20 protein-coding genes and 1 pseudogene are annotated in these 20,249 nt (G+C 62.9%); 5 read left to right on the forward strand and 16 right to left on the reverse strand.

The window, feature by feature from the left end:
- Positions 1-161: 161 nt before the first annotated feature.
- From ccoS to ccoG, 4 genes are read right to left on the reverse strand one after another with little or no spacing between them, the layout of a single operon-like run.
- Positions 162-320 (reverse strand): cbb3-type cytochrome oxidase assembly protein CcoS, encoded by a 159-nt coding sequence (gene ccoS / locus QA637_RS08245; protein ID WP_153440172.1) that lies wholly within the window; start codon positions 318-320, stop codon positions 162-164.
- On the reverse strand, positions 317-2,599 hold the full coding sequence (locus QA637_RS08250; RefSeq protein ID WP_153440171.1) for a cation-translocating P-type ATPase: 2,283 nt from the start codon (positions 2,597-2,599) through the stop codon (positions 317-319). Before QA637_RS08250 ends, ccoS begins: the two co-directional genes overlap by 4 nt.
- Entirely contained in the window at positions 2,596-3,090 is a 495-nt protein-coding gene (locus tag QA637_RS08255; RefSeq protein WP_153440170.1) for a FixH family protein, read from the reverse strand. Before QA637_RS08255 ends, QA637_RS08250 begins: the two co-directional genes overlap by 4 nt.
- Complete coding sequence (gene ccoG / locus QA637_RS08260) at positions 3,087-4,661, reverse strand: cytochrome c oxidase accessory protein CcoG (protein WP_153440169.1); 1,575 nt, start codon at positions 4,659-4,661, stop codon at positions 3,087-3,089. Before ccoG ends, QA637_RS08255 begins: the two co-directional genes overlap by 4 nt.
- 202 nt (positions 4,662-4,863) lie before the next feature.
- On the opposite strand from ccoG, the gene QA637_RS08265 reads away from it, so the two are divergent.
- From QA637_RS08265 to QA637_RS08275, 3 genes are all read left to right on the forward strand, one after another.
- Entirely contained in the window at positions 4,864-5,703 is an 840-nt protein-coding gene (locus tag QA637_RS08265; RefSeq protein ID WP_153440168.1) for a helix-turn-helix domain-containing protein, read from the forward strand.
- Positions 5,704-5,810: 107 nt separating this feature from the next.
- Positions 5,811-6,251 (forward strand): SRPBCC family protein, encoded by a 441-nt coding sequence (locus QA637_RS08270; protein WP_153440167.1) that lies wholly within the window; start codon positions 5,811-5,813, stop codon positions 6,249-6,251.
- Positions 6,248-6,601 (forward strand): VOC family protein, encoded by a 354-nt coding sequence (locus tag QA637_RS08275; RefSeq protein ID WP_153440166.1) that lies wholly within the window; start codon positions 6,248-6,250, stop codon positions 6,599-6,601. The genes QA637_RS08270 and QA637_RS08275 overlap by 4 nt, the downstream gene beginning before the upstream one ends.
- A gap of 302 nt (positions 6,602-6,903) precedes the next feature.
- Here the strand turns inward: QA637_RS08275 and ccoP are convergent, their stop codons facing one another.
- The 4 genes and pseudogenes from ccoP to ccoN form a co-directional block, all read right to left on the reverse strand.
- A complete protein-coding gene (ccoP, locus tag QA637_RS08280; RefSeq protein WP_153440165.1) occupies positions 6,904-7,767 on the reverse strand; it encodes a cytochrome-c oxidase, cbb3-type subunit III in 864 nt (287 codons plus the stop codon).
- Between the two features lie 87 nt (positions 7,768-7,854).
- Positions 7,855-8,004: pseudogene (locus QA637_RS08285) on the reverse strand (cbb3-type cytochrome c oxidase subunit 3); the annotation flags it as partial.
- A gap of 13 nt (positions 8,005-8,017) precedes the next feature.
- Positions 8,018-8,749, reverse strand: a complete 732-nt coding sequence (gene ccoO / locus QA637_RS08290; protein ID WP_153440163.1) for a cytochrome-c oxidase, cbb3-type subunit II — start codon at positions 8,747-8,749, stop codon at positions 8,018-8,020.
- 12 nt (positions 8,750-8,761) lie between these two features.
- Positions 8,762-10,381 (reverse strand): cytochrome-c oxidase, cbb3-type subunit I, encoded by a 1,620-nt coding sequence (gene ccoN / locus QA637_RS08295; protein ID WP_153440162.1) that lies wholly within the window; start codon positions 10,379-10,381, stop codon positions 8,762-8,764.
- Between the two features lie 192 nt (positions 10,382-10,573).
- Between ccoN and QA637_RS08300 the strand changes: the two genes are divergently transcribed.
- Positions 10,574-11,089 (forward strand): hemerythrin domain-containing protein, encoded by a 516-nt coding sequence (locus QA637_RS08300; RefSeq protein ID WP_153440161.1) that lies wholly within the window; start codon positions 10,574-10,576, stop codon positions 11,087-11,089.
- 154 nt (positions 11,090-11,243) lie between these two features.
- On the opposite strand, the gene QA637_RS08305 is transcribed toward QA637_RS08300, so the two are convergent.
- The 8 genes from QA637_RS08305 to hemN all read right to left on the reverse strand — a co-directional run bounded on the left by QA637_RS08305 (position 11,244) and on the right by hemN (position 19,221).
- The gene (locus tag QA637_RS08305; protein WP_153440160.1) at positions 11,244-11,954 is read right to left on the reverse strand and encodes a PAS domain-containing protein; all 711 of its coding nucleotides are present in this window, start codon (positions 11,952-11,954) and stop codon (positions 11,244-11,246) included.
- A gap of 343 nt (positions 11,955-12,297) precedes the next feature.
- A complete protein-coding gene (locus QA637_RS08310; protein WP_153440199.1) occupies positions 12,298-13,221 on the reverse strand; it encodes a lipid A biosynthesis lauroyl acyltransferase in 924 nt (307 codons plus the stop codon).
- Positions 13,222-13,232: 11 nt separating this feature from the next.
- Positions 13,233-14,261: a zinc-binding dehydrogenase gene (locus tag QA637_RS08315; RefSeq protein ID WP_153440159.1), complete on the reverse strand. Its 1,029-nt coding sequence runs from the start codon at positions 14,259-14,261 to the stop codon at positions 13,233-13,235.
- A gap of 121 nt (positions 14,262-14,382) precedes the next feature.
- Positions 14,383-15,666, reverse strand: a complete 1,284-nt coding sequence (locus tag QA637_RS08320) for a beta-ketoacyl-ACP synthase (protein ID WP_153440158.1) — start codon at positions 15,664-15,666, stop codon at positions 14,383-14,385.
- A 13-nt stretch (positions 15,667-15,679) separates the two neighbouring features.
- On the reverse strand, positions 15,680-16,882 hold the full coding sequence (locus QA637_RS08325; protein ID WP_153440157.1) for a beta-ketoacyl-ACP synthase: 1,203 nt from the start codon (positions 16,880-16,882) through the stop codon (positions 15,680-15,682).
- A 2-nt stretch (positions 16,883-16,884) separates the two neighbouring features.
- The gene (locus QA637_RS08330) at positions 16,885-17,361 is read right to left on the reverse strand and encodes a 3-hydroxyacyl-ACP dehydratase FabZ family protein (RefSeq protein ID WP_153440156.1); all 477 of its coding nucleotides are present in this window, start codon (positions 17,359-17,361) and stop codon (positions 16,885-16,887) included.
- A gap of 114 nt (positions 17,362-17,475) precedes the next feature.
- Positions 17,476-17,760 carry an acyl carrier protein gene (locus QA637_RS08335; protein WP_085938953.1) on the reverse strand — a complete coding sequence of 95 codons (285 nt, stop codon included), beginning with the start codon at positions 17,758-17,760 and terminating at the stop codon, positions 17,476-17,478.
- Between the two features lie 111 nt (positions 17,761-17,871).
- A complete protein-coding gene (gene hemN / locus QA637_RS08340; protein WP_153440155.1) occupies positions 17,872-19,221 on the reverse strand; it encodes an oxygen-independent coproporphyrinogen III oxidase in 1,350 nt (449 codons plus the stop codon).
- Between the two features lie 287 nt (positions 19,222-19,508).
- Here hemN and QA637_RS08345 point away from each other — a divergent pair, with 287 nt between their 5' ends.
- Positions 19,509-20,246: a Crp/Fnr family transcriptional regulator gene (locus QA637_RS08345; RefSeq protein WP_153440154.1), complete on the forward strand. Its 738-nt coding sequence runs from the start codon at positions 19,509-19,511 to the stop codon at positions 20,244-20,246.
- Positions 20,247-20,249: the final 3 nt, after the last annotated feature.

Here is a 20,249-nt window from a genome sequence, read left to right on the forward strand (position 1 = left end):
AGAAGAGCCACCGCGATCCGAACAGACACGCGGGATAGCCCCTCGATATTGATCTGCGCATGTTCGGTCCGCTCCGGAAGTGGATGGGCGGCTGGGGACATGCGGCGGCGGAGGTTCTTTTGGCACTCAAATCGATTTACGACAAGCCACTCCTGCGAAAATCAATCCTTTTCAGGCCTGCCGTCGCCATCGTCGAGGACACGCCAGGAGGCTCCGTCCAGGTCCTCGTATTGCCCGCTCTTCAGCGCCCAGAGAAACGCTGCAAGGCCCAGCCCTCCGAGGAAGAGTGCGATCGGAATGAGATAGATGAGTGTGTTCATGGCACGCTCCTGACCGGCCGCAGCCCTGCCCCATGCGGCGCTGCCGGAGCCGTGGCCGTTCCAAGCCCCTTCAGCCGCAACGCATTGAAAACCACGATCAGCGATGAGGTCGACATGGCGACGGCGGCAACAAGCGGCGTCGCATAGCCGAAGATCGCAACCGGCACGGCGATGACGTTGTAACCGATCGCCAGCGCGAAATTTTGGCGGATAAGCCGACCGGCGCGACGCGAGGTCTCGATGGCGAAGGGAACGGCGTCGAGGCCCTGATGCATGAAGACGAAATCCGCCGCCTGCCGGCCGACATCGGCCGCGGTCGCGGGCGCCATCGAGACGTGGGCCGCCCGCAGGGCCGGCGCATCGTTGATACCGTCGCCGACCATCAGGACCCTATGCCCCCCTTCGGCGGCAGCGGCGCAGGCCTCGACCTTGCCGCGCGGCGAAAGCTCGGCGCGCCATTTCGCGATGCCAAGCCTGCGGGCAAGTGCGGCGACGACCGGCTCGCGGTCGCCGGAAAGGATGCCGTTCGTAAGCCCCAGGCGAAAGAGGGCGTCGGCGCTTTCGCGAGCGGCAGGACGCAGCCGATCCTCGAAGCGGAAGCAGGCTAGCTCGCGGCCATCGAGCGACAGGATCGCTTCCGATTGGCCGTTCGCCGCACCCGCGTCGCCGCAGGCAAAGGCGCGACTGCCGAGCCGATAGACGCCGTCGCTTGTCCCCGCCTCGATGCCCGCACCCGGTATTTCGCGGATCTCGCCCACGAGCGGCTGCACCGCTGCCGTCGCCTCGTGCAGCGCTGTCGCAATCGGATGGCGCGAATGGAGAGCGATTGCGGCGGCAGTCGCGAGCGCGCCCGGATCGACCTCGCCCGCATTGACGAGTCGCGGCTCGCCCATGGTGAGCGTGCCGGTCTTGTCGAGCAGCACGGTGTCGATTTCGGAAAGGCGCTCCATTGCCGATCCGTCCTTGACCATGACGCCGCCCTGGAAGAGCCGGCCCGCGGCAACGACCTGAACCACCGGCACCGCAAGGCCGAGTGCGCAGGGGCAAGTGATGATGAGAACCGCAACCGCGATCAGCATCGCATGGCGAACATCGCCCTCGATCAGCATCCAGCCGATGAAGGAAAGCAGCGCCAACAGGTGGACGGCCGGCGAATAATAGCGCGCCGCACGATCCGCAATTCGTCGATAACGCGCCCTGCCCCCTTCGGCCGCCTCCATCAATCCCATGATCTCGGCGAGGAAAGAATCGCGCGCCGCCGCCGTCGCCTCGAGCGTCAGCGGGCCGGTGAGATTGAGCGTGCCGGCCTGCACGGTGTCGCCAGTGCTCACCGCGACCGGCGCGCTTTCGCCGTTGACGACCGAGCGATCGAGATCGCTCGCGCCGGAAAGCACGCGCCCGTCGACCGGGATGCGCTCGCCGGCGGCAACGAGCAGGCGCTCGCCGGGCTTGATCTCATCGACCGGACGATAGTCGCGCGAGCCGTCAGGGTTGACGACCGTCGCGCCGCGCGGCGAGAGGCGCGCAAGGCCGCTGATCGCCGATCTAGCGCGCCCGCGCATCATGTGATCGAGCGTGCGGCCAATCAGCAGGAAGAAGAGCAGCGTCACCGAGGCGTCGAACCAGGCGTGCTCGCCATGGCCGATCGTCTCGTGGAGCGACATGCCGTAGGAAAGCGTCACAGCGAGCGCGATCGGCACATCCATATTGGTGTGGCCATGGCGAAGCGCATTCCAGGCCGACTGGTAGAAGAAACGTCCCGAATAGATCATTGCCGGCGCCGCTATCATCGCCGAGATCCAGTGAAACAGGTCGCGGGTCGCCGCATCAGCACCCGACCAGACGGAAACCGACAGCAGCATGATGTTGGTCGCCGCGAAGCCGGCAACGGCGACGGCACGGATTAGCTGCTTGAGCAAGACGTCGCCCTCCTCTACGCCGGCGGCGAAGAGATGCGCTTCGTAGCCGCAATCCCGGATGGCGCGCGCGATCTCGCGCGGGTCGCTGCGCCGGCCGGCGACCTCTTCTTTCCAGACGACAGAGACACGCCGCGACGAAAGATTGACGCGCGCCCTCTCGACGTCTGGCCTCTTGCGAAGGGCCCCTTCGATAGTCGTGATACAGGCACCGCAGTGAACGCCCGGGGCGCTGAGTTCGGTCTGGCGCAGGCCGTCTCCGAGCGCGTGGCTCGCAAGCCACAGCTCTTCGGATGGAGGTAGCCCCTGCCCGGGCCGATCGATGTCCAGTGCGCCTTCGACGCCCGCGGCACAGCAGCTCATTTGCGCTCTCCCGGCACCATGAAGCGAATGGCCTGGCGATAGACGATTTCCTCGCCCGCCATTGCCGTCACGTCGGCGATCCACTGGCCGGGCTTGAGCGTCCGTACGGCGACAAAGGCGCCGGGAGCCTCACGACCGAGTTCGACACGCACGTCCTCATGTTCTTCGACCGGACGTTTGAATACCGCGACGACCCTGTCGGCCGTCCGTTCCGCTTCGCCGTTGCGGGCCAAGGCATAGCGGATCGACCTCGGTTCGGCGGCGAGCGTACCTTCTATACCGCTTGCCGCGAAAGCCCGCGTCTTCGCCACCTTGCCGTTGAACTGCTGGCTGGCGATATAGGTGTTCTCGACGACAAGGCCGCTCCAGCTGCGGCTGGCGTTCCAGGCCATGATCAGGTTGATGGAAATGATGGTGCCGAAGAAAAGCCCCATCACACCCAGCATGTGCCAACCGGTAAATCCCCGCGGAACCCGCTGTTCCCTAGTCATCTTGCTACTCCAGGACGGTTGAAATTGGCCTCATAGACATCGCGTTCATGACTGGACGGGTCTTCGGCTGTCAGCATGAAGCCCTCTTCGGCCTCGGGGAGTTTTTCCAGCGGCAGCGTGACGAAAACCTTGAGGGCCGTGACCTTGTCCGGATCGACGCCAACAGCGAAACGGCGACCATCGCCCGGCGCCTGTCCGGCGATCCGCATCGTTGCCGACGGCATGCCATCGAGCGTCAGAGTGATCGTGCGCTGTTCCGGTATCATGTTGAGAAGCTTGACCATGTAGCCGTTTCGCACGGAGCCGTCCGACTCGACTACGAATTGCGGATTGCGGTCGTGCAGCACGTTAAGCTCCAGTCGGTCACGCGACACCAGCGCGTAGACGAGGCCGATGCCGACCAGCGCCCAGACGCCGAAATAGAGAAGAACGCGCGGCCGGAAGATGATGCGCCAGTTGAAGTGGCGCACCTTGTCGACGAAGGCGCCGGTCGCGTCACGCACGCGGGTCGGGTCGATCGCCGTCGTACCGTTGTTTGTGGCGAGCGCCATGTTCGACGCGTAGTCGCTGAGCGTTGCGTAGGCGATCAGGCCGCGTTCGCGCCCGAGCTTGTCCATCACGCCGTCGCAGGCGTCGATGCAGAGCGCGCAGGTGATGCATTCAAGCTGCTGGCCATCGCGAATGTCGATGCCCATCGGGCAGACCGCGACGCAGGCGTTGCAATCGACGCAATCGCCAACCACCTCACCCGCTGCTGCCGCCTTCTTGGCATGGCGCGAGCGCGGTTCGCCGCGCCAGTCGTTATAGGTGACGACGAGTGAACTCTCATCCAGCATCGCCGCCTGGATGCGCGGCCATGGGCACATGTAGGTGCAGACCTGCTCGCGCATCAGACCTCCGAACACGTAGGTCGTCGCCGTCAGGATCGCGACCGTGATGTAGGCGACCGGTGGCGCTTCCAGCATGACGAAGCTCTTCAGCAGCGAGGGCGCGTCGGCGAAATAGAAGATCCACGCGCCACCGGTGGCGATGCCGATCAGCAGCCATGCCGCGTGCTTGACGACGCGTTTCCAGATCTTGTCGAGTGTCCACGGTCCCGCGTCGAGGCGCATGCGCGCATTGCGGTCGCCCTCGATGAAGCGCTCGATCACAAGGAAAAGATCGACCCAGACCGTCTGCGGGCAGGTGTAGCCGCACCAGGCACGCCCGACGGCGGTGGTGACGAGGAAGAGGCCGAAGCCAGCCATGACGAGCAAACCGGCGACGAAGAAGAACTCCTGCGGCCAGATCTCGATGAAGAAGAAGTAGAAGCGACGGGCGGCAAGATCGACGAGCACGGCTTGGTCCGGCGCATGCGCACCCCGATCCCAACGGATCCACGGCGTCAGATAGTAGATACTTAGCGTGACCAGCATCACCAGCCACTTGAAGCGGCGGAAGCGGCCTTCGGCTCTCTTCGGAAAGATCTTGCGGCGCTTCTCGTAAAGCGGCTTGCGCATATGCGCGGCGTTGACCGGTTCGGCCTGGAGCCGTTCGACGGACGCAGCTGTGGTGACGGGCTGGGGACGCATTGATGGGGATCCGAAATTGCTATTCCAGCCGCTTTTGCCGGATCTGTAGGGGCCGAGCCTTGATCTGCGTCAAGTTTGCGCCCTATTGCCACACGGTGCGTCGAAACGTCCAAATCCGCGCACCCATCGCAGCTTGCCTGCACGCTTTGTGCCCGATTTCCGGTGTAAGATTGGAGGAGCCTTGCACGACGGATCGCTTCGCATGAAGGGAATCACGCAAGACCAGTCCGACTGTCCCAGCCTTGCCCAAAGCCGGGGCATCTATCGCGAGCAAGCGTCATCCGGCGCGCTGGCGGGCGACGTCAAGTGCTTCTGGACGCACCACCTGCCCGAGCCAGCGCGCGTCGCGGTGGTGCCGGATGGCTGCGTCGACATAATCTGGATTTCCGGCGGTCTTGCGGTTGTCGGGCCGGACAAGGTGGCGGCCTTTCCCCAACTCGTCGCCGGTGAAACCGTCGTCGGCGCTCGCTTCCGCATCGGTGCGGCCGCCTCCTGGCTGCGCACGCCGCTCGACGCGATCACCGGGAAGACCGTTGCGCTCGATGCTTTCTGGGGGCGCGTGGCGCGCGTGCTGGAGGCGCAGATTGCAGAAGCGGCAGATGCCGAGACCCGGATTGCCGTTCTCCGGGCGGCCCTGCAAAATCGGCTCCCTACGGTGAAACCGCCATCGCCCGAGATCGCCGCCTGTGTCTCGCTTCTCGAAAACGAAAGGATGAACTCAGTCGAGCCGATCCGCGCGCTCGTGGAAGAAACCGGAACCAGCGAGCGGACGCTGCGTCGTCGCTGCCGCGAGCATTTCGGCTACGGCGCCAAGACGCTTGACCGCATCCTCCGGCTGCAGCGCTTTCTCGTCGCCTGTCGCGCCTCGCCGCAATCCACATTGGCGACGCTCGCACTCGATGCAGGTTATGCCGATCAGGCGCACCTCAACCGTGAGGCGAAGCAACTGACGTCGTTGACCCCCGGCGATATCCAGCAGCAGCTCGCGGACGTGATGCAGGACTTTAGAAAGAGCACGCAACCCATTTATCAGGAATGGTAGATCCTCTAGCCGCGCTCAGAGCAGCCGCGCATCCGACCGGCGTTGGCCGTTTCGTTCAAGACGGCAGCGCCGGGGCGTGGTAGCGATAGCGTCAAAGGGAGCAACGCATGGCAACCATGGCCACCAGGATCATACACACGTCGATCGCGCGCGACTGGCGCGAGGTCTATGCCTTCATGGCCGATCACGAGAAGATGCCGCTTTGGGCCTCAGGGCTTTCATCCGGGCTCTCCCGCGACGGCGACGACTGGATCGCGCCCGGTCCGCTTGGCAACGCACGCGTGCGCTTTGCGCCGGACAATGATTTCGGCGTCGTCGATCATCTGGTGACGCTCGAAAGCGGGCTCACGGTGCACAACGCTCTACGCGTCGTGCCGAACGGCGACGGCGCGGAGGTCATGTTCACCCTGCTCCGGCAGCCGGGCATGAGCGACGAGCAATTCGCCGACGATGCGGCATGGGTCGAAAAGGACCTCGCAGCGCTCAAGTCCATCATGGAATCCCACCAGGAACCCAGGCAACCCACAGAAAGAACGGCACACAAATGAGCAACAAGGACAACGATCGCCGTATCGACTATATCGAGTTCAACGTGGCAAGCATCGAAGCGAGCAAGGCCTTTTACGGCGGCGCCTTCGGCTGGACCTTCACAGACTTCGGCCCGGAATATTGCGAATTCGCCGACGGTCGCCTGACGGGCGGGTTCACGATACTTGGTCCCGTCCGAAGCGGCGGGCCGCTCGTCATCCTCTACGCCAACGATCTTGAGGACACGGTGCGAAGGGTCGAGGCGGCCGGCGGCAAGATCGTCAAGCCGATCTACTCCTTCCCCGGCGGCCGCCGCTTCCATTTCGCCGACCCGGACGGATACGAGCTCGCGGTCTGGTCGGCCCAGTAAGAGTGGCGGCTACTCGCCGAACCGGATGAACAGCGCGCCGACGAGGCCGAAGACGACGATGCACTGTAGAATGAACATTGGCCACTCCGGTGACATCTCGATTTCTCCTCTCGAGCATCACTAAGGTACCGCCTTCCGGCGCATGGTCAGAACGCCCAGCCCCAGCGAGGTTCCCAATGATGATGAACCGAAGCCGCAACAATAGCGAGTCCAACCTCCGGGTGACCTTGACGGCAAGCGGCCCCGCGCCCGTTTAAGACGCGAGGCCTCTTGCCCCTCTTCTCCCAAAAGAGGGCCCCCCGCTATTCCCCGCCGCCAAGCGAGTGAACAAAGACCGCGAGTTGCTTGACTGTCGTATCGCCGATGCGAGGCAGCCAGGCGGGCATGACACCGTGCTTCGGTGCCTTCATCTGATTGATGATCGCCTGCTCGCCCTCGCCTTTCAGCCAGATGGCGTCGGCAAGATTGGGTGCGCCCATCTCGCGGCTGCCTTTCGCGTCGGCGCCGTGGCACGAAGCGCAATTATCGGCGAAGAGCTGCTTGCCCGGCTCGACCAGTTCCCGGTTCGACGGCGTGCCGGTGAGGCTCGCGACATAGGCCGCCGTCTGCTTCATCTGCTCGGGGTCGAGCATTTCCGCAAAGGACGGCATCTCCGAGACCCGCGTCTCGCCGTCGGCGGAATGACGAATACCGTGCGCGATCGTCTGGTAGATCTCAGCCGGCTTTCCGCCCCAAAGCCAGTCGTCGTCGTTGAGGTTGGGGAAGCCCTGCCCACCGGCGGCACCCGAGCCATGGCACTGCGCACAGTTCACCTTGAAGGCGGAAGCGCCGGCCGAAACGGCGAACTGCTGCAATTGCGGATCGGCAATGATTTCGTCGAGCGACCTCGACGCGATCCGCTCCAGGTTGCCGGCCTGTGCCGCCTTGGCATTGGCGAGCTCGACGCTGAACTCGGAGCGGCTCGAATAGCCGAGCACGCCCCGCGTGGCTTCGGTCAGCATCGGCCATGAAGGGTACGCGATTGCGTAGCCGATTGCCCAGATGATCGTCGCATAGAAGCTATAGACCCACCAGCGCGGCATTGGGTTGTTGAGCTCGCGAATGCCGTCCCACTCGTGACCGGTGGTTTCGACGCCGCTGATCTCGTCAATGTGCTTGTCCGCCATGGATCAATCCTCCTTTCGAGCGGCATGAGGAAAAGTGTGCAGCGGTTTTCCGCCCGGGTGCCGCTCTGACTTCTCAGAGCCGATCACATCGTGATCGAAGGGGATGGAAGCGGCCCGCTCGGCGGCCTTCTTGGCGCCGGGCAGGAAGATAAAAGCGACGACGCCGAGGAAGAAGAGCATCATGGCAAGGAGGCCCCAGCTGTCGGCGAAGTGACGCATGAGCGTGTAGGTTTCCATGTCGGTTCCCTCCTCAACGATAGCCAGTGGTGTCGTCGTAGGTGGAGAAGTCGACGAGCGTGCCGAGCATCTGGAGATAGGCGATGAGCGCATCCATCTCCGTCAGCCTCTGCGCGTCACCGTCGAAATCGCCGAGCTTGGCCTTCGGGTAGCGCGCCTCGATGCCGGACGTGTCGGCATTGGGATCGGCCTGCGCCTTGAGGTCTGCGGCCGCGTTGTCGATCATCTCGTCCGTGTAGGGGACGCCGACCGCCCTGTTGGCCTTGAGGTTCATGGCGACGTTCGTCACCTCGAGCGGCGTTTCCTTCAGGAAGGCGTAGCTCGGCATGACCGATTCCGGCACCACCGAGCGCGGCTCGGTCATGTGCTGGACGTGCCATTCGTTGGAGTAGCGGTCGCCGACGCGGGCGAGGTCCGGCCCGGTGCGCTTCGAACCCCACTGGAACGGGTGGTCGTACATCGACTCCGCGGCGAGCGAGTAATGCCCGTAGCGTTCGACCTCGTCGCGGAACGGCCGGATCATCTGGCTGTGGCAGACATAGCAGCCTTCGCGCACATAGATGTCGCGTCCGGCAAGCTCCAGCGGCGAATAGGGCCGCATGCCTTCGACCTTCTCGATGGTGTTCTCGAGATAGAAGAGCGGCGCGATTTCCACGATTCCGCCGATCGAGACGACGAGCAGCGAACTGACCAGGAGGAGTGTGGCGTTGCGTTCGAGTATGGTGTGTTTGTCGAGAATGGACATGGATCTGTCCTCCTATTCCGCAGGCTGCGGTACCGGCGTCGCACCGAGGATCGGGGCTTCGTCCCGCACGCGTCCGAGGATCGTCATTGTTACGTTGAAGGCCATGAGCAGCGCTCCCGTGAGGAACAGGCCGCCGCCGACGGCACGCAGCACGTAGTACGGGAACATGGCCGCGACCGATTCCGCGAAGGAATAGACGAGGAAGCCCTGGTCGTCGTATTCGCGCCACATCAAGCCCTGCTGGATGCCGGCGACCCACATGACGGCGGCGTAGACGACGATGCCGAGGGTGGCGAGCCAGAAGTGCCAGTTGACCATGCGCACGCTATAGAGCCGCTCGCGGTTCCAGAGCTTCGGAACGAGATAATAGATCGCGCCGAAGGTGATGAGCCCGTTCCAGCCGAGCGCGCCGGAATGGACGTGGCCGATGGTCCAGTCGGTGTAGTGGCTGAGCGAGTTGACCGTCTTGATCGACATCATCGGCCCCTCGAAGGTCGCCATGCCGTAGAAAGCGACGGCCATGATCAGCATGCGCACGATGGGGTCGGTGCGGACCTTGTCCCATGCGCCGGAAAGCGTCATCAGGCCGTTGATCATGCCGCCCCAGGAGGGCATCCAGAGCATAACTGAGAAGACCATGCCGAGCGTCTGCGCCCAGTCGGGCAGCGCGGTATAGTGGAGGTGGTGCGGCCCCGCCCAGATGTACATGAAGATCAGCGCCCAGAAGTGGATGATCGACAGCCGGTAGGAATAGATGGGCCGGTTCACCTGCTTGGGGATGAAGTAGTACATCATCGCCAGGAAGCCGGCCGTCAGGAAGAAGCCGACGGCGTTGTGCCCGTACCACCATTGCGTCAGCGCATCCTGAACGCCTGAGAAGGCCGAATAGCTCTTCGAACCGAGGAAGGAAACCGGCACCGCCAGATTGTTGACGATGTGCAGCATGGCGATGGTGACGATGAAGGCGAGATAGAACCAGTTTGCCACATAGATATGCGGCTCCTTGCGCACGAGGATCGTGCCGAGGAAGGCGATGAGATAGGCAACCCAGACGATCGTGAGCAAGAGATCGACATACCATTCAGGCTCGGCGTATTCGCGGCTCTGGGTGATGCCGAGCAGGTAGCCGGTCGCCGCCATCACGATGAAAAGCTGATAGCCCCAGAATACGAACCAGCCGAGATTGCCGCCGAAGAGGCGCGCACGGCTGGTGCGCTGGACGACATAGAAGGACGTCGCGATCAACGCGTTGCCGCCGAAGGCGAAGATGACGGCCGAGGTGTGGAGCGGCCGCATGCGTCCGAAATTGAACCACGGCTCGATATTGAGGTCCGGGAAGGCGAGCTGCAGCGCCACGATGACGCCGACCAGGAAGCCGACGACGCCCCAGAAAACCGTGGCGACAACACCGTATTTCACGACCTCGTCGAAATATTCCGACTGCGGGGGCGCCGCTCCTGCGATAGCCGGGCGGAAGTCGATCCGCCGTAGGAGCACGATCGTGCCGCCGAGCAACGCGAAGAACAGCACCCACATATGTGCGCCAAACAGGCGGTCCTGAGCGAAGCCGGCCCCAACCAGCGCCAGGAAGGCGCCGACCCCGAGCACGATCATCTCGAATGTATATTTCATGGTTGGGTCCCCAACTTTCTCAACTCGTTGACGACGGCGCACTGAACGACGCATGCCGCCGCAACCTGCCCTGATCTGTCAGAATCGCTCATCGTCAACCTTGATCCAGATCAAGGCTGGCCCTGGCGCTCTGACGCATTCTGTAGCCATGGAGGGCTGCACGTGAGGCGATGGTGGGAAGGGTCGGAGCGCATGAGAGTAAAGATCAACGGCCGAACGCTATCGAACGGAGCGCGGCCTACTGCATCACGTGAGCCGCCGGTCGAACCGCTGGCCTGGCTGGCCGGCGCTCATCATGACCAGTTGGCGCTCTGCGACAGTCTGGAAGCGATTGCAGACAGCCTCCCGGGAGAGATCAACCGCGAGACCTGTGCCTACGCGGCAAAGGTGATCGGACCGATGATGCGCGATCTCCATGCCGGCGAGGAACAGCGGGTTTTTGCCTGGATCGAGCACCGCTTTGCAGACGACGCTTCCGTGCATGCCCTGCTGGAGCGCCTGAAATACGAGCACTGCGAAGACGAGTGTTTCGCCGAGGAACTGACCGAAATGCTCGATCGCCTGGGCGCAGCCGACAGGACCGTCAATGCCGAGACCGCCGGCTACATGTTGCGCGGCTTCTTCACCAGCGTGCGACGGCACATCAGCTTCGAGAAGGAGTGCTTGCGGGGGATCCTCGTCCAACACCTCGGTGGCAAGCCGGCCTAATCCCACTGAAGAGACGCTACTGCATGTCTCCTTAAATCCTATCCGATTCAAGGATAAAACATGCAGCACTTCAGAGTGCTACAGCGTCCTTTGCGCGTCGTGCAGTAAAGCGGGAAACGCGGAGGCAACGAGTGCGCCTCACCTACTCCAGCCGTCAGGCCGCAATCGCCCTGCGCCGATCCGCATGTTCCTGAATGACCAGGATCGCGCCGATCAGCTTGCCGTTGCACGAGAGGCACGGCGTCATGCGGCAGCGAACGACCACCGTGCGTGCATCGACGGTCTTGGCAAAAGTGTACTCGACGACTTCGCCGCCGAAGCAACGGTCGAGATAGGCCTTCACACGCTGCTCGAAGCGTTGGAGGCCGATGAACTCCACGATGTGCCGGCCGATGAGATCCATCGGCCTGCTTTCCAGATGACTCGCATTCGCCGGGTTGGTGTAGAGGTAGCGGTAATCCGGAGTGATCACGGCGATCCGGTCGGTAAGACAGTCGAGAATCGCCTCGTTGAGCAGCCCTTCGTCGGCAAGCCCCTTGCTGGGCAATCTCGCCGGGCGCTCGAGGTCGAGACCGGTGAGATCCGCCAATCCGGTCGCCGCGAAATAACGATCGATCAGCGATTGAAGCAACTTCGAATGGCGCAGCACGCAGGCCATGTCTGCCGCCTCGGCACGCAGTATATCGATCAGGAAGTGGAACTGCAGACGCGCGTCCTCGACGCTCACGGCCTTCTGGTCGTAAACTGCCTTCAGAATAGGATCGAGCTCACGATCCAGAATCCCAATCAAATGTTCGTCCGCCATTTTCACGGCATGCTGCAACTGCGAATACTTGAACCAGAACAGCTCAATCAGCGCCTTCAATTCGAATCCCCATTCCCCCACGGCAAAGCCGTGTCGATGCACTTCAAGACAGACGGTGTTGCAGACAAATTCGGATTTTGATGATTGCCCCTCAATGCCACGCATAACTGCGTTTGCGCTTGTCATCCAAAGCGCTTGCAGTTGCCCCAAACCACAACGATGAGTTTACACCCATTGCGGCATCGTTCAACAGGAGAAAGTCGAAGCCTAAGCCCGCGCCCCCCGCGACACCTATATGCGCCTCATCAAGAAATGCGGCCTCTTCGGCCTGACGCACACAGTCGTGAGCAATGCCGCCGGGGTGCGAAGCAAGGCGACGCTTTGGATAGACAGCGGAACGCCTTTACAGACTGCGCTTGATGTTCCAGCGGTCGTGATACCAGAGCCATTGACCCGGATATTCACGAACCCAGCTCTCGACCTTGTCGTTCAGCATCTGCGCGGTCGCATTGACGTCGACGCTGCCATCCGCCCGGCGCGGGATCGCAATCGCCGGTTCGAGCTCCAGCCGGAACCGCCCACCGGGCAGACGGATGCAACGGGCGGGATAGACCTCGCAATTGAACTGACGCACGAGCTTGGCAAGCAGCGGATTGGTCTGCACGTCCCGGCCGAAGAACTTCGTCTTCAACCCCTTGCGGAATTTCTGGTCGACCAGAACGCCGACACCACCACCGCGCTCGAGCTGACGGGCGAGCGCGAAGGAGGAACCGGCATGCGAGGGCACAAGATTGCCCATCCGCGCCTTGCGGAACTCGAAGACCTTGTCGGCCATGTACGGGTTGTTCGGCGGGCGGAAGAGGACGGTAACCTCCAGTCCGAAGGCCGAGCCCGCAACGGGCAGCATCTCGAAATTGCCGCTATGGGCGGTAAAGACAATGAACGGCCGCGGATTGTCGCGCAGGTCAAGGAACAGCGGGATGCCGGAGACCTCCACCCTGCCCGGCTCCGACTTGTATGGATCGAAATCGAAAAGCTGGTCGAGGAAGACGTATTCCGCCGCCATTCGCCCCATGTTGCCCCAACTTTCGAGCGCAATCTCCTGAAGCTCCGCCTCGCTCTTTTCCGGAAAGGCGTTGCGCAGATTGGTGAGCGTCAGCTTGTAACGCCCGGTCTTCGGGCCGATCCAGCGGGCGACGCGGTCCATGAAGTTAATCGCCGTGTCAGCCGGGAAGAGCTTCAGAACGGTCAGCAGCAGGAACACGAATTGCGCAATCAGCCATTGCCGAAAATGGTTGGCGGCCAGCACCAGCCGCGTGATCAGCATGCGCACGATGTTCAGTCCATCCGAAGGATGATCTTGCCGAAGACCTGACGCGATTCCATGCGCTCAAGCGCGCGATCGATATCGTTGAAGCCAACTTCCGTATCGATCACCGGGTGCACAAGGCCGCGGCCCATCTTCTGCATGGCGTTCGCCATATTTTCCTTTCGGCAGCCGAAGGAGCCGAGCAGCTTCAACTGCTGCTGAAAGAGCATCATCAGGTTCATATCGGTCGAAACGCCGGAGGTAGAGCCGCAGGTGACGAGACGCCCGCCCCGCTTCATCGACAACATGGAGCCCGCCCAGGTGTCCTTGCCGACATGTTCGAAGACGACGTCCACGCCCTTCTTTTTGGTAAGCTTACGCACCACGCCCTCGAAGCGGTCGGTGCGGTAGTTGATGACATGATCCGCGCCGAGCGCCTTTGCCCTCTCGATCTTGTCGTCCGAACCGACCGTCGTGATCACGGTGCAGCCGATCTTCTTGGCAAGCTGGATCGCCGCCGTGCCGATGCCGGAACCGCCTGCATGGACGAGGATCGTTTCGCCGGGTTCGAGTTTGGCGTTGTCGAAGAGCATGTGCTCGACCGTGCCGAAGGTGACGGGCGCCAGCGCAGCACCGACGGCATCGACGCCCGGAGGCGCCGGAACGAGCAGGCGCGCCGGGAGGTTTACCAGTTCCTGCGCGAAACCGTCGAGGTGGAAGCCGTGCACGCCGCCTACATGTTCGCAGAGATTGTCGCGACCCTCGCGGCAGGGGCGGCAGAGGCCGCAGGTGCGCGCGCCGTAGATCGAGACGAGCTGGCCGGGCAGCACATTGGCGACGCCCGGACCGATGCTCTCGACCACGCCGGACGCTTCCGCGCCGATCACCAACGGCATCTTGCGCTTGGCGAAGGCCATGCCGCGCCAGCCCCAGACGTCGATATGGTTGAGCGCGACCGCCTTGACGCGCAGGGTGACTTCACCGGGACCCGGCGTTTCCGGTTCCGGAAGGTCGGTGATTTCAAGCTTGCGGTCATCGAGCAGTTGCAGGGCGCGCATGGTGTTTCCTTTGAGTATTACGTCGTCGAAGGGCCGGTCGTGCCGACTCCCACGGCATATACACGTGTCGTGAACGTGTCGCTATGCTGCGGAAAGCGGCGCTGTACCGCTTGCACCATCCTCAAGCCGGCTCGGCGGTCATGACCAAACTGGCGTTCTGGCCGCCGAAGCCAAAGGAGTTCGACAGCACGGCAGTGACCTGCTGGCTGCGTTTCACGTTCGGCACGACATCGAGAACGATCGCCGGGTCGGGATTCTGGTAGTTGATGGTCGGCGGCAGTGTGCCGGTCAGCATCGTCTGGAGCGAGAAAACCGCCTCGACCGCGCCGGCGGCCGTCAGCGTATGGCCGATCATCGACTTGTTCGACGAAACCGGGATCGTCGGCAGGCGCTCGCCGAAGACGGACGACATCGACAGATACTCCATCTTGTCGTTTTCCGGCGTCGAAGTGCCGTGGGCATTGATATAGCCGATGCCGCTCTCGTCGATGCCGGCGTCCTCGAGTGCGGCGCGGATCGTCGCGATCGCCGGGCCGCCATCCGGAGACGAACGCGTGCGATGGAAGAGGTCAGCCTTCTCGCCACACCCCTTGAGGATGCCGTAGATGCGAGCGCCGCGGGCAATCGCCGCTTCCAGCGACTCAAGCACCAGCGTCGCGGCACCTTCCGCAATGACGAAACCGTCGCGGTCCTTGGTGAAGGGCTTCGATGCCTTCTCCGGCGGATCGTTCTGGGTCGAGAGCGCGGAAAGCAGCGAGAAGCGGATCAATGCCTCGGCGCTGACCGAGCCGTCGGTTGCGACCGTCAAGGCGCGATCGGTGCGTCCCTGGCGGATCGCCTCGACACCGAGCTGGATCGCGGTCGCACCGGAAGCGCAAGCCGTCGAAAGCGTCACCGGCAGGCCGCGCGTGCCGAAACGATCGGCAAGCCGCTCCGAGATCGAGCCGAAGAGCACGGCCTCGTGGAATACCGGATCCGGCTTCTGCCGCATGGCGGCAAGGAAACGGTTATAGGCGTCACCCGGCCGCTCGGACGGCGGCGAACGGTCGGCAAGCTCGAAGCGTGCGCTCCATTCCGGCTCTATCGGCGGGGCAGCGAGAAACAGCGGACCATTGAAATCCCCGGAAAGGCCGGCCTGCGCCAAGGCTTCCAGCGTCGTTTCGCGCGCCATCGCGTAGGAGCGCTCGACCGCGTTTTCGGCCGGCAGTTCGATGAAATCGACCGTGCCGCTGATGCGGGTCGAAAGCCCCTCGGTCGGAAAGCGGGTGATCTTGTGAATACCGGAGACGCCGCCGGAAAGCGCCGCCCAGTTGTCTTCGAGACCCTGGCCGAGCGAGGTGATGACGCCCATGCCGGTAACGGCGACGATCGGGCGGCCGAGATGATCCGTATATGCCTTGCTCATGGTTCGAGCCCCCTTATTCCGCAGAAAGCACGGCGACACCTTCGCCGCGGGCGTGGCCGATCGTCGTGACGACCGCCGTCTTGGCCGGTGCCGTCATCACGGCTTCAGCATCGGCATCGAAGGGCGGTACCTTGGCGGCGTGGCCGAGCGAAAGTGCCGCGAGCGCCAGGCCCACGGGAAACTGTGCCTCGATGCCATGCCCGACGAGACCGCCATAGGCGCGGACAGGCCGACCAGCGAGTTCAGTTTCAAGAAAAGCCTTCTCGCGGCGAGCGAGATCGTGGAAGCCGGTGGTTCCCGAAAAGACGACGGTCGACTGCGGCTCGAACGCGGCCGCCGGTGCCGCGAGATCGGCAAGACGTGCCTCAAGCCGCCCATCCTGGCGGCTGCCGCGATCGCCGCCGACCGCCTCGATCGAGGCATAGATGCGGGCGCCGCGCGCCTCGGCATATTGGCGCGATTCGAGCACGAGGAAGGCGCCGACCGAACCGAGGATGAGACCGCCGCCGTCCTCCGGCTTACGCGACCAGATCGGATGCCAGTCGCCAACCGCGCAGCCCTGGATGGCTTCGATCAGCAGGATGATGTCGATGCGCTCGGCCGAAAACGCACCGCCGACTAGCGTATGGGTCGACTGGCCGGCCTTGATGCGGGCGAAGGCGGTTTCGAAGGCCGAAATGCCCGCGGCCTCCTCGCCCATGAAGGTGCGCGAAGAGCCCGTAACCTTGTGGACGATGGAAATATTGCCGGCGAGCAGGTTGGAGAGCTGTGCAAGAAAGAGCGTCGGGCGCAATTCCGTGGTCAGCTTCTCGTTCAGGAGTTGCTCGCGATCGTTGCGCTTCAGACCCTCGTCCACGATCAGCGAGTCGACGTTGATGTCACGCTCGCCGCCGCCGGCGGCCACAATCATGTCCATGCTGCCGCAGGCTTCGAGATTGTCCTTGAGCCCGGCGTCATCCAGGGCCAAGCCGGCGGCAAAGACGCCGAGGCGCTGCCAGTTTTCCATCTGCCGCTGGTCGCCACGCTTGGCGATCTGGTGGGACCAGTCGATTTCCGGCAGCGGATGGACCGGATAGGGAGCGAAACGTTCGGTTTCGATGCGCACTTTCGGCGGTTCAGCAGCGCTCAACAACGCCACATGCGGCTCGACGCCGACGCCCTGGCTCGTCACGATGCCGACGCCAGTGATCACCACGTCGTTTGCGGATTTCCTCATATTCACTTCTCCGAACCGGCCGTCGCGGCCATCAATCCGAGCTCCTCGGCGCGCTTGCGAACTATATCGCCGAGCGGCACCTGGTCGAACGGCATCGTTCTCAGCTTCAGCTGGGCATCGCATATCTTCTTGCCGCCCGAGGTGATCTTGGCCTTGGTTACGGCAAAGCCGGATCCTTCATGCTCCAGCAGCGCCTCGATCTCAAGCTCGGTGGAAGGCTCCACGAAGGTGCGCATCTTGGCGCCGTCGACCGACATCAGGAAGGGCATCGTTGCAAATTTCGTCGCGGCGAGCACGAGGAAACCCGAGGCCTGCGCCATGGTCTCGATCAGGAGTACGCCCGGAACCAAGGGATAACCCGGAAAATGCCCCTCGAAGACGGGGCTCTTTTCCGGAACGACGGACCGCGCCGTCAGGCGGCCCACCGCAAGATCCACCGTTTCGACGCGGTCGATCATCTGGAAGTATTCAAGGAGCATGAAGGCTGATCCCCGTTTGGTTTCGGGCTCAAGTAAAAACGCCCATGCCGCCTGTCAAGCGCGGTACGCGACAGGCGGCATCGTGAAACGGGTCGAACCGCGTCAGCGGAAGGGTCAGGCTTTAGCGGCCCGAAGTTCGTCGATCTTCGCACAAAGATTCTTCAGCACGAAGTATTCCTCGGTCGACACCTTGCCTTCGTTGACTTCCTGAGTCCACTGCTCGAGCGGGATCTTGATCCCGAATTCCTTGTCGATCGCAAAAACGATGTCGAGGAAGTCCAGGCTGTCAATGCCGAGATCATCGATCGTGTGGCTTTCCGGCTTGATCGTCTCGCGATCGATCTCGCTGGTTTCCGCAATAATATCGGCGACCTTGTCGAATGTTGCTGTCACGCGCATACCTCATGAAAATCGAGTCTTGGCGATCCCTATAGAAAAATGCACGGCAAAAGCCAATGCCTCTTGGCTTTTGCCGTGCCGATTGCTTTAGCGATTAAAAATGCGGTGTTGCTAAACAGCGACCGAATGGCGGCCGGGCCCGCCGGAAAGATGAGCGTCGAATGCGGCTGCAACCGAGCGGGCGAAGGGCCGTCCGCGCGCCGTCAGCTTGAAGACGCCAGCCTCGATCGTCGAAAGGCCGTCGGCATCGCGCGCGCGGAAAAGCCGGGCCTCCTCGATGATCGATGCGGCGAGCGCCGGGAACTCCGCTTCGATGCGCGCGAAGGAAAAGCCGAACTCGCACATGACGAGCGAGATCACCCGTGCCCGCAGCCGGTCCTCCGGGGTGAGCGCATAACCGCGAACGGCGGCAAGACCGCCCTGCTCCGCCCGGCGCAGATACTCTCCGGTCGCCGGCATGTTCTGCACATAGCCCTCGCGGAACTGACCGATCGACGACGCGCCGAGACCAATCAGCGTTTCGGCCGTGTCGTCGGTGTAACCCTGGAAATTCCGCCGCAACCGCCCTTCCCGGCTGGCAACGGCGAGCGTGTCCGCAGGCCGAGCGAAATGGTCGATGCCAATCGCCTCGTAACCGGCGGCGACGAGCATTTCCGCCGCCCGCGACATCTGCGCGTAGCGCGCGAGGACGTCTGGCAAGCTCTCCTCCGGGATCATCTGCTGATGCTTCTTCATCCAAGGCACATGGGCGTAGCCGAACAGCGCGACCCGATCGGGCCTAAGCGACAGTACCGCATCGATGGTCCGCTCAAGTGTCGTCATCGTTTGGTGCGGCAGTCCGTAGAGCACATCGCAATTGACGGAACGCACGCCGCGCGCTCGCGACGCCTCGATCGCGTCGCGCGTCTGCTCATAGGTCTGGATACGGTTGATCGCTTGCTGCACGACCGGATCGAAATCCTGGATGCCGAAACTCGCCCTGGTCATGCCGATCGCCGCCAGCGCATCATGGCGCGCCTCGTCGAGGTCGTTCGGATCCATCTCGACGCTGATCTCGCAATCCTGGCCAAAGGTGAAATGCCGCGAGAATTGGCTCTTGAGCGCGACGAGATCGTCGGGCCGGACGAGAGTCGGCGAGCCGCCGCCGAGGTGCAAGGCAGTGACGCGCGCGCCGCCATTCACCCGTTTGCCGATCGCCTCGATCTCGCGCTGCAAGCCCGCCAAATAGTCGGCCACTGGATCATAGCGAAGCGTCTGCTTCGTATGGCAGGCGCAGAACCAGCAAAGACGATCGCAATAGGGAATATGTGCGTAAAGCGACAGGCTCTCGCCGTCGCCGATCGCGCCAAGCCAGCTCTCGTATTCCGCGTTGCCGATTGCGTCCGAAAAATGCGGCGCGGTCGGATAGCTGGTGTAGCGCGGCACCGGCGCCGCATGCTTCAAGACGAGTGCATCTTCCATCCTAATCTCCACTCTGACACGTCGTTTATTGCTATCGCCGGAGCCGATCGCCGACGGTTCTTGGCCCGCCATGGCGCCGGCGCCGGGGACCATTGTGGACGCGAGAATAAATTGCCGCGGACAAGCTTTTTTTGATCTTGATCAAATGCCCGCTTACGGAGCGAGCTAAATTGACATTCGTTAAGTCCGGCTGAGACATTGTTTCGCGCTTTGCGGATTTACCCGGGCCAACTCTTGATTTGGCAGCGACGTTCCTCTTTGGTCTGGACAAACGGCGAGGCAGAAAGATGCAAATCGTGAGCGAACAAAGCCGCAAGGACATCCATAATTCAGACATTCCAGTCGTCTGCCTCGCCTGCGAGGCACGCCACGGCGGAGTCTGCGGCACCCTCACGCCAAGCCAGTTGACTGAGCTCAGCCGTCATTCGACGCGCCGGCGGGTCGATCCCGGCAGCGAGATGGTCGGCCAGGGCGAAACGACCAGCAATTACGCCAACATCATTCGCGGTGTCGTGAAGCTCAGCAAGATGCTCTCCGACGGCCGCCAGCAGATCGTCGGCCTGCAGTTCGCGCCCGACTTCATGGGTCGACCCTTTACCCGCGAAAGCGCGCTGAGCGCCGAGGCCGCAACCGGCATCGACATCTGCGCTTTCCCGCGTGCGGTCGTCGAGCGGCTTGTCACGGAAGCGCCTGGCCTTGAGCACCGGCTGCACGAACAAGCTCTGAAAGAACTTGACGAGGCACGCGACTGGATGCTGACGCTCGGCCGCAAGACCGCCCAGGAAAAGGTCGCGAGCTTCCTCTACCTCATCGCCACCCACATCGACCCGGAGCACGGCACCGCCACAGAATTCGACCTGCCGCTGTCTCGCGCCGACATCGCCGACTATCTCGGCCTCACCATCGAAACCGTGAGCCGCCAGGTCACCAAGCTGCGCAAGGACGGCGTAATCCGTGTCGAAAACAGCCGTCGCGTCATTGTCCCCGACATCGGCCGTCTGATGCGCTTCGCCGGCATTGATTGACGC

Origin of the sequence: Sinorhizobium terangae (assembly GCF_029714365.1) — a bacterium.
GTDB classification, from domain to species: Bacteria; Pseudomonadota; Alphaproteobacteria; order Rhizobiales; family Rhizobiaceae; genus Sinorhizobium; species Sinorhizobium terangae.